Annotated in this window: 11 protein-coding genes; 1 reads left to right on the top strand and 10 read right to left on the bottom strand. The window is 50.6% G+C overall.

Annotation, left to right across the window (positions count from 1 at the left end):
- Positions 1–346 precede the first annotated feature (346 nt).
- Together AC506A_RS12705 and AC506A_RS12710 are read right to left on the bottom strand one after the other, a co-directional pair.
- Entirely contained in the window at positions 347–1,351 is a 1,005-nt protein-coding gene (locus AC506A_RS12705; RefSeq protein WP_495461361.1) for an alcohol dehydrogenase catalytic domain-containing protein, read from the bottom strand.
- Position 1,352: 1 nt separating this feature from the next.
- On the bottom strand, positions 1,353–2,300 hold the full coding sequence (locus AC506A_RS12710) for a zinc-dependent alcohol dehydrogenase (protein ID WP_495461362.1): 948 nt from the start codon (positions 2,298–2,300) through the stop codon (positions 1,353–1,355).
- A gap of 193 nt (positions 2,301–2,493) precedes the next feature.
- Between AC506A_RS12710 and AC506A_RS12715 the strand changes: the two genes are divergently transcribed.
- Positions 2,494–3,318, top strand: coding sequence for a helix-turn-helix transcriptional regulator (locus tag AC506A_RS12715; RefSeq protein ID WP_495461363.1), 825 nt, complete (start codon positions 2,494–2,496; stop codon positions 3,316–3,318).
- Positions 3,319–3,432: 114 nt separating this feature from the next.
- Here the strand turns inward: AC506A_RS12715 and AC506A_RS12720 are convergent, their stop codons facing one another.
- The 8 genes from AC506A_RS12720 to AC506A_RS12755 form a co-directional block, all read right to left on the bottom strand.
- Positions 3,433–4,263 carry a phytanoyl-CoA dioxygenase family protein gene (locus AC506A_RS12720; RefSeq protein WP_495461364.1) on the bottom strand — a complete coding sequence of 277 codons (831 nt, stop codon included), beginning with the start codon at positions 4,261–4,263 and terminating at the stop codon, positions 3,433–3,435.
- 183 nt (positions 4,264–4,446) lie between these two features.
- Positions 4,447–5,499 carry a Gfo/Idh/MocA family protein gene (locus AC506A_RS12725; RefSeq protein ID WP_495461365.1) on the bottom strand — a complete coding sequence of 351 codons (1,053 nt, stop codon included), beginning with the start codon at positions 5,497–5,499 and terminating at the stop codon, positions 4,447–4,449.
- 23 nt (positions 5,500–5,522) lie between these two features.
- Positions 5,523–6,251, bottom strand: coding sequence for a ThuA domain-containing protein (locus AC506A_RS12730; protein WP_495461366.1), 729 nt, complete (start codon positions 6,249–6,251; stop codon positions 5,523–5,525).
- A 99-nt stretch (positions 6,252–6,350) separates the two neighbouring features.
- Positions 6,351–7,973 carry an ABC transporter substrate-binding protein gene (locus AC506A_RS12735; RefSeq protein WP_495461367.1) on the bottom strand — a complete coding sequence of 541 codons (1,623 nt, stop codon included), beginning with the start codon at positions 7,971–7,973 and terminating at the stop codon, positions 6,351–6,353.
- 66 nt (positions 7,974–8,039) lie between these two features.
- Positions 8,040–8,924, bottom strand: coding sequence for a carbohydrate ABC transporter permease (locus AC506A_RS12740; protein ID WP_495461368.1), 885 nt, complete (start codon positions 8,922–8,924; stop codon positions 8,040–8,042).
- Between the two features lie 12 nt (positions 8,925–8,936).
- Positions 8,937–9,911 (bottom strand): ABC transporter permease, encoded by a 975-nt coding sequence (locus AC506A_RS12745; protein ID WP_495461369.1) that lies wholly within the window; start codon positions 9,909–9,911, stop codon positions 8,937–8,939.
- 434 nt (positions 9,912–10,345) lie between these two features.
- Positions 10,346–11,965, bottom strand: a complete 1,620-nt coding sequence (locus tag AC506A_RS12750; RefSeq protein WP_495461370.1) for a response regulator — start codon at positions 11,963–11,965, stop codon at positions 10,346–10,348.
- A gap of 8 nt (positions 11,966–11,973) precedes the next feature.
- Positions 11,974–13,716 carry a sensor histidine kinase gene (locus AC506A_RS12755; RefSeq protein WP_495461371.1) on the bottom strand — a complete coding sequence of 581 codons (1,743 nt, stop codon included), beginning with the start codon at positions 13,714–13,716 and terminating at the stop codon, positions 11,974–11,976.
- Between the last annotated feature and the right edge of the window lie 12 nt (positions 13,717–13,728).

Genomic DNA, 13,728 nt, shown 5'->3' on the forward strand with positions numbered 1-13,728 from the left:
AATGATAGCGTTTGCAAGAACTAATTTAGAGGACAAATCCCCCTATAAAGACCTAATAAATTACCCGCTTAAATGCTGAAATGTGGCTCTGGGAGCTACGCTTTCTCTCCTTCACCCACTAACTGCTGATGTGTAGCTCTGGGAGCTACTCTTTCCTGATTTCCTGCCAATGAGCGGTAACTGATACCTTTCCCTCTGTATCCCCCAACTCCAGCGATACCAGCCACATTGCCACATTGCCACATTGCCACATTATCTTTCCTTCTATCTTCAGAGCTAACTAAAAAAAGAGCCATCTCGAAAAGTCGCCCTGCACACTTTTTGAGATAGCCCCTCAAAGGACAATCTATACTTGCCGCCAATCCAAAATTACGCCCAAACACGGACTTTTGGGGGCTGTTATCAGCTCCCAAGCCTCGGCAGCGTCTGAGGCAGGAAACCGATGCGTGATTAGCTGCTCCGTCGTCAACCACCCTTCTTCAATGGCTGAAATCGTCGCTGCCATACGATCTGCTGACCAGCCTGATGGGGTATGAAGCGTGATCTCCTGCTCGCGAAGCTTCTGAATATCGATCATGCCAGCTTCACCTAAGTAGCCTGCCGAAACGAGATGGCTGTCGTGTTTCATCAGCGGCTGCAGTTTTCGGAAAGTTTCGAGGCTCCCCACCGTGTCGATCACAATGGCAAGCTGCTTGTTCTCGCTCTGCAGGAATTGAGCAGGATCGCTGGTATGTCCATTGATCGGAATTGCATAGCTTCCTGCGACGGCCAGCCCCAGCCTTTCCTCTCTATGACCGAGCAGATAGACCTGCGCACCGCGGTGAGCCAGCGTCTGTGCCGCCCATTGCCCAACAAGTCCATCGCCGATAACCACCGCGATGTCGCCCGCTTGAACCGGCGGTCGCATGCCGCAGTTATAGCCGACCTGCGTCAGCACCGTGCCGGAGTAGGCCAGCGGCTCCGGCCCATCCTCCGAAAGCTTCCACACTTGAGAACCGTCTGTGATTGACGGGTTAATGTGACCGCCAAAATCGAAGTACATGCCGTCTACTTTGCTGACGGAGGCAAATACGCGATCACCGGCTTTGACATGAGTCACTGCTGTGCCTGCAGAGGTGACACGTCCTACCTTCTGATAACCGGGTACATGCGGGAATGGCCATGGTCCTCCTTCCGTATACGGAACCTCGCCTGAAATACGCTCCCCGCGGAAGAAGGACGATTCGGTTCCGATGCTGATCCAAGAATATTCGAGCTCTATGACCACATCGCGATCAGTTGGTTCAGGCACTTCTACGGTTCGAACGCTCACAACTTCTTTCGTTTCAAAAACGACCGCCGTTGCTTTCATGTTAGAAATCCCCCTGTAGGTTGAAGCAGATTTTGATCGCTTGCTGCGCCTTTAGAAGCTCTACGCCGCGTGTGTACTCCCTGAAGGAGAGCTCTTCTGTTTGCAGACATTCTGTATTGAAGGAGGGATTGCTAAGTGCATCCAACAGCAGATGACGGTCGCGCTTCGTAACGGTGTGATAGCGGTAGGATTCCAGCTTTGTTCCTTTGTACCAATACGATTCCGGGTATGTGATATTGCCCTTAAGCACGCCGAAGATGATGACATGCTCGTCGGTACGGTCAAGCACATTCTGCACGGATGCCGCGTAGCCTACGCAATCATAACCTAGATCGAATCTGCGGTCTCCTAGATCATCCGCATGTATCGCCTCGCCCAAAGATAGTCCGTTTACAAATTCAACGCGCTCTCTGTTTACATCAATGGCAGTCACCTTCGCTCCCCAAAGTGAAGCAAGCTGCATCGCCAGAATGCCTGCAGGGCCAAGGCCTGCAACTAACATCGTCTTGCCTTGCAGGTCATCAAACTGATCCAACCCGTACATCACGCATTTGAGCAGCTCCGACGATACGGCGCGTTTATCCGATATGTGGTCCGGCAGCTTCAATAAGTCGTTCTCTCGGTAAGCCATGAACTGTGCATAAGCACCAAAGCCCGTTGAAATATGCTCCAACGCCACAACGCGATCGCCGGGAACAAAGCCTTGCACGCTCGATCCGACTGCCTCCACCACACCTACCGCTTCATGGCCGGGAAACCCCGGGGGCAGTGGATAATCCGGCTGGCGATTCGCAATGAACATGTCCTTACCGCCCATCATGTGCAGATCCCAGCGAGGGCAGGTCGCTACAAGATTGATTCGAACAAGCACCTGATCATCTTTAATATCAGGCACCGGCACTTCAATGGATTCAACCTGGTTAATACCTGTAATTTGGATCGCTTTCATGTGTGCTCATCTCCTTTTGGCCAAGCCATGTTCGGCTGGTCCTACTACTTCATAGGATAAGCGCTTACAACCCGAATGTCTTTGCACTCTATTGAGATGGTGAGGAATATATGGCGTGATTCAACCGTTTACGGGCATCGTACTGCATGATATGATTTGCACATCATTGACATGTTGAAAGCGGGGGCATCAGGTGAGGATCAGGAAGCATGGATTGGCTGAGGTTGAAGGTGCTGTCGGAAGCCGCGCAGGAGGTATCCATCCATACGGTGAACTGCTTTGCATTACGGAAGGCAAAGCTGATCTGGAATGGTCGGGGATGACGTACCATGCGAATGGAACGGCCTTGTTTGTCATTCTCCCGAATACCCCTCATCAGCTCGTTCAGCGGTCGAATCGGCTCTGTTATTGGTTCGTTGAATTCCATGAAGCCGATGCTGCTAAGCTGCCGAGCGTTGATCTGATTTATCGTTGGAACAGCATGCAATCGGCGATCAGCTGGGACATCGCGCCGTACCCGGCGCTGCGCGCTGCATTCGATGCAGTACGCATGCTATTGATGGCGGAAGCCTCGCTTGCTCCGGCGATTTTCCAAGAAGCACTCCTCTCCGATTTGCATAAGCTGCTTGTGTTCATCCCGAATATAACGGCATTGACGGAGCAGTCTTCCAGCTACTCCTCTGGTGAGATGCTCGTAACAGAGGTACTCCGTTTCTTGGAATCGGTATTCCCGCAATCGATTTCGCTGCAAACAATTGCCGACTATACCCACTATAATCCTTCGTATCTCGTGCGCCTGTTCCGGCAGCATACCGGAAAGACGCCATTCAGCTATTTAAACGAGCTTCGCCTTGCAGCAGCCTCTCAGTATCTGCTTCATTCCGATATGACAGTGCAGCATGTGTCACAAGCATGCGGCTTTCAGAGCATTCACTATTTCAGCCGGACCTTTAAGAAACAATTTGGCGTGTCGCCAAGCGAGTGGCGTAAACCGGCGCGGACCAATGTAGATCTCTAGGTGAGCCGGCGTAACACCGCTGAAATATCGATTGTTCGCAGAAGAAGTGTAGGGGTAGAAACGCAGAAAGAACCTGACCGCATGGTCAGGTTCTTTCTCAGCTTGAATCTGCTATTAGAACGGCTTGATGACTTCAGAGCCGATTTTCTGCTTGCGAACCAGCTGCTTCGTGCGATCCGAGAACTGATCGTACGTCTCTTGCGGGATCTGAAGTCCGCCTTGGTAAGGAGCAGTTGCTGTAGACGAGTAGATCAGTGCAATGTTCGGTCTTGGCTTGTCAGAACGGTTCGGCGTACCGCGGTGCCACATACGGTCGTCACGAATCATAATGGAGCCGGCAGGCATATGTGCTTTGAAGGAAAGCATATGCGGGGCGAGCTCGGACTTATTTACCACTTTCGAGCTATACCAGTTGTCCGGGTGCAGGTGCGTTCCACCAGGCCATACTTCCATCGGGCCGTTCTCATCATTGACGTCTACAAGCGGGTAGTTAACGACAAGATTGGAAATAGGCACGTTCACGCCAAAGCGGCTTCCGAATCTTGGGCCCGTATCAGCATGAACGTCTTGTGATGTGGTGCCTTTAGGCATCGATGTGTTCGATGCAAAATAAGTAAGCTCGCAATCGGAGCCTAGAATTTGATCCACAATATCCAGGACAAACGGATGCGCAATGAGCGATTCATCGCAGAACGGCTGCTCAAACGGCAAATACATGCCGATATGATTCGTGCCATCATGGAAACCCTCTTCGAGAGTGAACCCGTTCTTCGCCATGAAGCCTTCAAGGTAATCACCAATTCTGTTGTTCAATTGATCGATTTGCGTCCGCGGCATTACTTCTTCAATCAACACATAACCATTTACTTGAATCAACTGTACAGCCAGCTCAATTGTCGCGGGCGATAATTTACCGGATGCTAATTCTTCTGCACTAACTCTCACTTTATCCCATCCAATCTGTTTAGCTTTGGTAACAATGCGCTTGCTAAGCTATAAAATAACAAATTCATGCCCACTTGGAAAGCATTAATTGGTGAAACCGCGTTCACCAACCTTCCCGCAATGGCAAAAAAAGAGAGCTTCAACAAGCTCTCTGCTTCCTATATCGTAACCTTAGCGATTCTATTATAAACGTACAACCGTCCTCGTCTCACTCGCACGGATGATGGCATCGAGCACCTCTTGATTGCGATAACCGTCCATGAAGCCTGGCAGGCCACTCGGCTCCTTGCCACCTAGCATCGCCAGGAAATCCGAATATTGGGAGACTTTGCATGAGTTTGGCACGTCGAGTGTCGATCGGGAAAGCTGGCCTGGCTCCTCCTCGCGGATCCAAATCAGCTTATCCGGATTTTCCGTGGAAGCGTGGATCGTTCCGAAGTCCCCATAGATGGATACCTCATGCTGGTTGCCCGATCCGATCGCATTGCGCGACGTTTGGAAGACGCCCATCACGTCACCGGTCATCCGCGCCTGGAAGCTGGCAAAGTCATCGACTTCGATTGGAACCATTTGCCCAGTCGCCGCATCCGGACGTTCCGTAATAATCGTCTTCAGCTGTGCCGACAGCTCTTCGAACTCACCGAACAGAAAACGCGCCAAGTCGATCATATGCGAGCCGAGATCGCCGAGTGTTCCCGTGCCGGTAATGCTCTTATCGAACCGCCAAACATATGGAACCTTGTACTGCGCCGCGCCCCAGCCCTGCAAATACTGGACGGAGAAGCTGCGGATCGCTCCCAGCTTGCCCTGCAGTACGAGTTCACGAGCATAACGGAAAGCCGGTGTGTACCGATACGTAAAACCGATCATCGCCGCAACAGGCTGCTGCTTATACAGCTCAAGCAGCGGTCCCGCTTCCTCGAACAGGCGAGTGAACGGCTTCTCTGCCATGAACGGTTTGCCTGCCTTCAAGCATGCACGGATAATGTCTGCGTGTACATGATTCGGCGTTGCCGATACGATGGCATCAACATCCGGGTCCTCAACCAGCGTGTTGAAGTCGGCGTATCGTTTGCTTTCATCAAGGCCGAGTTGATTGCCAACACGCGTCAACGCCTCCGAACTTACATCGCTGACAGCCACGACCTCGAACCGCTCGCCTTCGTCAGCCAGCCCGCGGATATGCGCGTTTGCCATGCCGCCAAGACCTATCAATCCAATGCGAAACTTGCTCATCGCTGCTCCCCTTCCCAAATCCATTATGCCTTCACTGTAATCGGCTCCAGCGGTGCCGAATGACCGTATACCGGAGCAGCCGTCCCGCTTGGAGCTGCCCAATGCACGCCATTCTTGATTACGCGAAGAATTTCTTCATTGTAGTAGGTCGGATACGTTTCGTGACCCGGACGGAAGTAGAAGATTTTGCCCTGTCCACGATTGTACGTAACGCCGCTTCGGAACACTTCCCCGCCCTCGAACCACGAGACGAATACTAACTGCTCGGGAGCCGGGATATGGAAATGTTCACCGTACATTTCTTCTTTCTCCAGCTCAATGTACTCCCCGATTCCAGCAGCGATCGGATGCGCAGGATCGATAACCCAGATGCGCTCTTTGTCATCGGCTTCGCGCCACTTCAATTGCCCTGTCGGGGTTCCAAGCAGTTTTGCGAAGATCTTGGAAGCGTGGCCGGAATGCAGAACAATAAGCCCCATGCCTTTCAAAACCCGTTCGTATACCCGCTCCACAATCGCATCGTCCACTTGATCATGCGCCAGATGTCCCCACCAAATAAGCACATCGGTATTCGCCAACGTTTCCTCGGATAAACCGTGCTCCGGCTCCGCAAGCGTTGCCGTCTTCACGCTGATTTGCTCGCTGGACAAGCCTTCTGACAAAGCGCCGTGAATGCCTTTCGGATAAATGGACGCCACGGTAGGATTATTGATTTCATGCAAAAATTCATTCCAAACCGTTACTTTAATCATGTATGAACACCATCCTGTTAGTTGTACCGGCTAATCGATCGACCGGTTTGAAAGAAGAGGGGGTATAATCGCTTGGATTATACCCCCTGGTTGTAATCCTTACTTCCCGTTTGCTGCACGCCATTCGTCCAGCTGTTTTTGCGCTTCGGCAATGATTTTGTCAATGCCTGCACCGTTCAGCTTCTCAATCAATTTCGGAATTTCAACCTCCGGATCAAGCTGACCGGATTGCAGACCCGGATCGAACGTGCTTTGTACTTTGCTAACGGCAATGAGCTCGTTCTTCACAGGCTCAGAGTTAAATACGAAGCCTAAGATCGGCGAAGGATTGCTCGATACCTTCTGGTTAAATTCTTCATAGTTTTTGTACTTATTCGGGTCTTCGCCAACACGAGTGTAGTTCAGCATTTGGTTACCGATTTGCCACATGTTGTCGTGATAGAAGCCGACAGTATCCTGCGTTTTGCCATCAGGCAGCGCAACTTGACCGTCCTTCAGCACGTAATGCGTTCCTTCGACGCCGAAGTTGAACAAGCTCAGCAGCTTCTGGTCTTTGTAGAACAGATTAAGCAGCATCATCGCACGAGCAGGGTCCTTCGATGTTTGCGAAACACCTTGCATCGTTGCAGCCAGCTTCGTGGTTTGCAATCTGTCGATGTTCAGCGGCACTTGAATAATATCGCTGCCTACACTGCTTGTTTTGCTCGGCATCAGCTGCGATAATCCGATTTCCGTACCTGCAAGAATGTCCAGGTCACTTCCGATGGAAGCAAACGCCGTCTTCGCTTGGAACTTCTTCCAGATATCAACGCCAGGCGTTGTTGCGTCCTTGTTAATGTAGCCGGCTTTGAACCATTCACGCGTCAGCTTCGCAAGCTCCATATAACGCGGCGTTGCATAGGTATTCACGACTTTGTAGGTGTTGTTCGGATCGGTATCTCTCAGATCGAGCCCAATCGGGCCAACGATATTCGCTGTGCTGCCTGAACCGTAGTAAGCGCCAAGCGGGAAAGAAGGTCCAACGGCAGGCGTTACGCTCGGCTCATTTTCCTTGATTGTTTTCAAGATAGGCCCGAGGTCTTTGAACTCGCCGGATTTCAACGTGCTTAGATCCAAGTTGTACTTGTCGACGAGTGCTTTGCTGATTGCGACGCCTTGCGGATTGCCCAGCTCCTGATGCACATGGACACCATAGATTTTGCCGTTGCGCAGTGCGCCGTCATGGAACTTACCTTCAACTGCTTCGATATCCGGTGCGTTCTGAGCCAGCAGCTCATCTAGCGGAAGCAGTCCGCCTTTATTCACCTGTGCATCGAAATTCATCCAGTTTGCCGTCCAGATCAAGTCGAACTTTTGTCCGGAGGACATCATCAGATTCGTCTTGTCTGCGTAGGCACTCCAATCGATCGGGTTCAGCTTAACCGTCATATTCATGTCCGGATAGGTTTGTTTTAAGTAATCATTCATCGCCGTCTGCACGACACCAAGGTCATTTTGTTTGCCATCGGGATAAACCATGACAACCTCGTAAGGCTCGAGTGCTTTGGGTGCCTCGGTATTAGCGGTGTCCGTGTTGGCATTCGTGCTCTCTTGAGCCTGGTTCGCAGGCTTCTCGTTATTTGCTGCATTGTTGTTGTTGCCGCTGGAGCAGCCTGCCGCTACGAGTGAGAGTGATAGGAGCAGCGATGATAGAACGAAAGTTCCTTTTGATACACGTTTCATTTTCTGTAACCTCCCATAATGAATGCTCTGTATGATGTCTCTATACTAAATCGGCAAATGCCGAATTCAGCCTTTCACAGCGCCTACCGTCAGGCCTTTTACAAAATATTTCTGCAAGAACGGGAATACCATCGCAACCGGCAGCACCGCGATAATCGCCATTGCCATCTGCAGTTCCTCTAGTGGAAGGATTTGCGTGGAAGATGCGTCAATATGCGCTTTGCTTGCAATCGCTTGCAGGTATTGTGCATTCATAAGCGTGTTGTAAAGGAAATATTGCAGATTGTAGAACTTGTCGTTGTTGATAAACACCAAGCTCGTGAACCAGTCATTCCAGTAGGTCACGATGACGAACAGTCCAATCGTTGCAAGCACCGGAAGCGATAGCGGCAAAATAATGCTGAAGTACGTTCGATACTCGCTTGCTCCGTCAATTTGCGCTGAATCCACTAAGGATGGCGGGATGCTGGTCGTGAAATACGTCCGCATAATGAAAACATTGAATCCGCCGAGTAATCCGGGGATGATGAGTGCCGGAAGCGTGTCCTGTAAGTGTAGAAATTTCGTATATACGAGATACCATGGGAGCAATCCTCCGCCGAAGAGCATCGTGAACAGCACGTAGAAGCTGAGCAAATTGCGGAACGGAAAATCATTCCGTGATAAGGTGTAGGCTAACGCCGATGTGACAAACAAGCTCACGATCGTACCGACTACAGTGACGAATATCGAAACGCCATAAGCGCGAAGAATGGGTTCCGCATCATGCATGAGGAAACGATAGGCGGCCAGATCGAAATCTTTGGGCCAGAAGCTGTATCCATATTTGACTAGTGCATTTTGACCCGTAAGCGACACCATGAGGATGAGCCAGAACGGAAGCAAGCTCGCCAGACTGACGATGATAAAGAATACAATGATGATCGGGTTCGTCCGATTGCTGTTGTTCATGCTCTCCCACCTTTAAAATAAAGCTTTATCACTACTGACTCGTTTCACAAGCATATTGACCGACACGACCAAAATAAATCCGATAACCGACTGAAGCAGCCCAGCCGACGACGCCAAATCCGTGTCACCTGAGACAAGCAGCGCGTTGTACACGTAGGTATCGATGACTTCCGTGACATCCTTCAGCATGCCCGAGTTCATCGTCACCTGATAGAACAATCCGAAGTCCGCATTGAAGATTCGGCCGATCGACAGCAGCGTAAGGATGATCATGATCGGGATCAGGAACGGAACGGTTATCTTCGTCATTTGTTTCCACTTCCCGGCTCCGTCAATCATCGCCGCCTCGTAATATTCCTTATCGATTCCGACGATCGTCGCCAAGTAGATAATTGATCCAAAACCGACTGACTTCCAGCTGTTAACGATGATCAGAATATACGGCCAGTACGTAGGTGACATGTACCATGAGACGGCTTCATGACCCGACGGCTCCAGAATCGCTTTGTTGATGAACCCGAGATCCGGATTAAGAAAGCCGAACACGAGGTAGGCCACCACCACCATCGAAATGAAGTGCGGCAGGAGTATCGAGCTTTGGAAAAACTTCGACAGCACCTTGCTTCTCACCTCATTGAGCAAAAGCGCGAGCAGAATCGAAAGCGCCGTATTGATGACGATAAAAGCGATATTGTACAGCACCGTATTCGCGATAATGCGCCAGATGTCGTTGGTCGCGAATAGAAACTTGAAGTTATCGAAGCCGACCCAGTCGCTGCCCCATATGCCTTTGGAGAAATTCAAGTTCTTGAATGCGAGGAAAATGCCGAACATCGGCAAATAATTATTAATCAGCAGCAGCAAAATGCCGGGTAAAGCCAAAATCCAGAGCGCGTGATATTTCAGCAGCGCCCGAAATGGATTGCCCGCCCTTGCCTTTACTTTCTCTCTTGTTGCCACCACCGTAGTCGGCTGACCTGCTCCCATGCTGTTCACCATCCTGTTGCTTGTTGATGTGACCATCATACCGAGAATCCAACTTGGGCCATATCGATTTTGTCACCCTCGCCTAGTCGATTTGTGACATCTTCACGTGGACATGCAAAAAAACGGCTGTCGCCTGTTTGGGCTGCTGTGTAGATCTCCTGGTGTGCTTCTTGCACGAAATTTGCTGGTTTGACTACTATGTAGACCTCTGGGTGAGCTTCCATGTGTTGCTCTGAGAGCTACTCCTGCGCTAAGTTCACCGGTTTCCCATCCATGTGTTGCTCTGAGAGCTACTCTTGTGCTTATTTCCCCAGCTAACTGCCGATTTCATCGCTGTTCTGCCGGGGCCGCCTGCTGCCAGCGCATAGCAAAACACAAAAAAACATGGCCACCATCGGCCATGTCCCCTTTCACTCCCTATTTCACACGCTCCACTAAGACTGCTTCCGATATTCCTGCGGATTCACTCCCGTATGCTTCTTGAACGTCCTCGTAAAATGCGAGAAGTTCGAATACCCCACCTGCTGGGCGATGGCACTGACGGTCATATCCGTTGCATCGAGCAATTGCTTCGCGCGGTTTACTTTAATTTCAATGAGATAATCGATCAAGTTCCGATCTGTCTCCTTCTTGAAGAGCCGGGAGAGGTAGGCCGGATTGAGGTTCACATATGCGGCCACATCCTCGCGGGAGATATCCTCCTCGACATTCTCTCGCATGAAATAGATCGCTTTCTGCACGAAGCCATCCGCTTCCTTATCGCGAAACACGGTATCCATCACCGCGGATACCAAATGGACAGCCCAATACCTAAACTGGGCGAGCGTACGAATCTGTGCTGTTGACCACATCGTGAAATTCGGAATTTGGCTGACAGCAATGCCGCGGCCATACAGAAAATGATAAATAACCTGCAAAAACTCATGCAAATACGCCTCAAGCTGCTTTGGCGTACTATTCGGATTTTGCTCCAGCTTCGCCACATGCTGCCCGATTAATTGGATCACTTTTTCACGGTTGCCGCTCGAGATTGCGCTCATCCACGCGGAGATAGTAGTACTCACACTCTCACTCGAAGCGCCTCCCCCCTCCGCCAACGCCGTTGCTGCCTTAGCCTCGCTGTACAGCAGCACCGAATGCGGCTTCGTCACATTGTTACGCTCCATATCCTTCAGACCGTCGCACAAGCCCGGCAGCTCCTGAAGCGGCGCGCAATATCCGATATAACAAGAGATTTGACAATAGAAGTAGGAAAGACAAGCTTCTTTGAACCGCTCCGCCGCTTGAACCCAGCCATCTGGGCCATCCCGATCGCCTTCCCCATACACTAATACGAATAGGAAACCATTCCTATCCATAACCGCATGGCCGCGCTTACCCTCCAGAAGCATTTCCTCCGCCGCTTTCTTCACCGCATACTCCAGAATTTCCTGATCCCGCTCCGGAAGCGCCTTCTTCCACTCTTCCAGACTGATCAGAATAGGCTGCACATAATCGCCGGCTGACAGCGCAATTTGAGCATCTTGCAGCGCCCGGTCCAAGAAATCCCCGTAGGACAGGATTCGGCGGGACAGCAAGTCCTGCCAGAAATGCTCCACCAGCAGCGGCTGCTGCTTGTTATATAACGAGTAATATTTCTGATACTTCTCGTTGTAATCCGACTGCTCTCTTCGTTCTTGAATGGATTCGATCATCCGATCGACAACCAGTGCCAATTCCTCGCTGTCGACCGGTTTGAGCAAATAATCGAAGCTCCCTAGATGTACCGCCTGCTTCGCGTATGTAAATTCGCTGTGACAAGTCAGAAACACAAATTCCGTCTGCGGATAATATTCCTTGACCGAGCGGACAAACGAAAGACCGTCCTCGTCAGGCATCTCGATATCGCAAATCAGAATATCAATCGGCTTCTCCAGCATGACCGCTCTGGCCTCATCAGCACTACTGGCCGAGTACACAGCATCAATGCCCCGTGCCTCCCAATCCTGGCAATTCATAATGCCTTCAATGGCAAACTTCTCATCATCGACAATCAGCATATTACACCGTTTCACCGCAAACCTCACTCCTCCGCATATTCAACCGGCAGCAGAAGACGAATCCGGACGCCACTTCCCTCATTCGGATAAAAACCCAGCTCAGCCTTATCCCCGTATTGCATCGTTAATCGCTTCTTCACATTCCATATCCCGATATGATTGTCTTCTGAATCTGGGGCATACCCGTCATTATTTAATTCTGCCAACTTCTCGGCCGTCATGCCTTTGCCGTTATCCTCGATTTCAATCTCCATCATGGCCAGCTCCCCTTGAACACGCCTTGCTGACAACTGCAGGATAAACGGCGCGTTCTTCACGCTCATGCCGTGTATCATCGCATTCTCCACGAACGGCTGTACAATCAGAGAAGGCAGCTTCGCGGGCAGCAAGTCATCCGGCACGTGAATCTCGAAGGAGAACGAATCTTGGAATCGCATTTTTTGAATTTCCAAATAGTTTCGAATATGCTCCAGCTCCTGCTCGAGTGTGATCGCATCCCGCTTCGTCCGCAGACTGAACCGGAAATACTGGACCATATGGCGAACCGTTTTCTTCACGAGCTCGTTACGCTTCAAATCTGCCAATTGGAAAATGATATTCATCGTGTTTAGGAAGAAATGCGGGTTGATCTGCGTCTGCAAATGCTTCAGCTCGGCTTGCTGCGCCCGCAGGTTCTCTTCGTACACGTCGATTTTCAAATGGGTAATCTCTTCGACCATGTTGTTGAACGTATGGTTAATGATCGCGAACTCCGCAATTTGCGAATTCGGCAGCCTCGTACTCATATCGCCCTCTTTAATTCTCCGAATGGCGCCAAGCAGGTGACGAATGGGATTGAAGAGGATATTTCGAAAAATAAATAAGTAAAGCACCAGTATAGCGAACACGAGCAGCGGAAGAAAGTTGATGACGGCTTGAAAACGGCTTAACCCGCTAAGCAGCTCAGAGTTAGGGACCACGACCGCGTAGCTGATACCGGCTGTCCCGGAATGTTTGTTTACCGCGAGCAGCTTGGACTCCCCATCCTCCACGGTGAAGGAACCGGTCACCTTGATGTTGTCCGGAGGCAGCTTCGTAATCGTAGATAGCGGTGCAGATGGGTTCGATAGTACGCTGCCGTCATCGCCTATAATAATGACACCTCCGCCACCTTTTACATCCAAGTTGCCAAGCGGTGTCTTCAAGCTGTTGATGTTGATAATGGCGCCGATGTACGCATTGTTCGTTAAGTCATCGCTGACCAGCCGATATAAGAAATATTGGTCTTTGATGCGAATAACCGACCATTTGTACAAATATTGCTTGAGTAATTCCGGACGCTGGAACGAGTTGTCGATCCACGCCCGAACCGGTTCATAGTATCCCGAGGCTGCACCGACCAGGTTCGTGGAATACAATGCGGCATTCGGCATCGAGTAAACGAAGAACATATCTACCGTATGATAGTACGATTGATAGGTCGTGTTGCGGTGAATCAGTTCCATCTGAGCAAAATAATAATCCGAGTCCGTTAATCCCGGCTGTCCGAATCGCTGAAACTCATCGCTGTTATTCACGATATCCACCATATTCGTCGTGATATCTTCCAGGCTTCTGTCGATCATATTCAAGTTGGAATTCACCAGCGTCTGATAGGAATTCGCCACTTGAGTGAGCACGACACTCTTCGCATAGCTCCCTGCGAGGAACAGAATGATTAGCAGCGGAATGGTAATCGCGCAGAACAGCAGGATAAATCGGGAACCGAGCGTGTTCAGTTTGTTCATATCGATGAGTCC

The organism is Paenibacillus sp. N22P23, from assembly GCF_059383735.1.

Bases quoted from the DNA above. Each gene is read 5' to 3' on its own strand.
- AC506A_RS12755 (WP_495461371.1), bottom strand. From the start codon at position 13,716: ATGAACAAACTGAACACGCTCGGTTCCCGATTTATCCTGCTGTTCTGC.
- AC506A_RS12705 (WP_495461361.1), bottom strand. From the start codon at position 1,351: ATGAAAGCAACGGCGGTCGTTTTTGAAACGAAAGAAGTTGTGAGCGTT.
- AC506A_RS12735 (WP_495461367.1), bottom strand. From the start codon at position 7,973: ATGAAACGTGTATCAAAAGGAACTTTCGTTCTATCATCGCTGCTCCTA.
- AC506A_RS12725 (WP_495461365.1), bottom strand. From the start codon at position 5,499: ATGAGCAAGTTTCGCATTGGATTGATAGGTCTTGGCGGCATGGCAAAC.
- AC506A_RS12745 (WP_495461369.1), bottom strand. From the start codon at position 9,911: ATGGGAGCAGGTCAGCCGACTACGGTGGTGGCAACAAGAGAGAAAGTA.
- AC506A_RS12730 (WP_495461366.1), bottom strand. From the start codon at position 6,251: ATGATTAAAGTAACGGTTTGGAATGAATTTTTGCATGAAATCAATAAT.
- AC506A_RS12710 (WP_495461362.1), bottom strand. From the start codon at position 2,300: ATGAAAGCGATCCAAATTACAGGTATTAACCAGGTTGAATCCATTGAA.
- AC506A_RS12740 (WP_495461368.1), bottom strand. From the start codon at position 8,924: ATGAACAACAGCAATCGGACGAACCCGATCATCATTGTATTCTTTATC.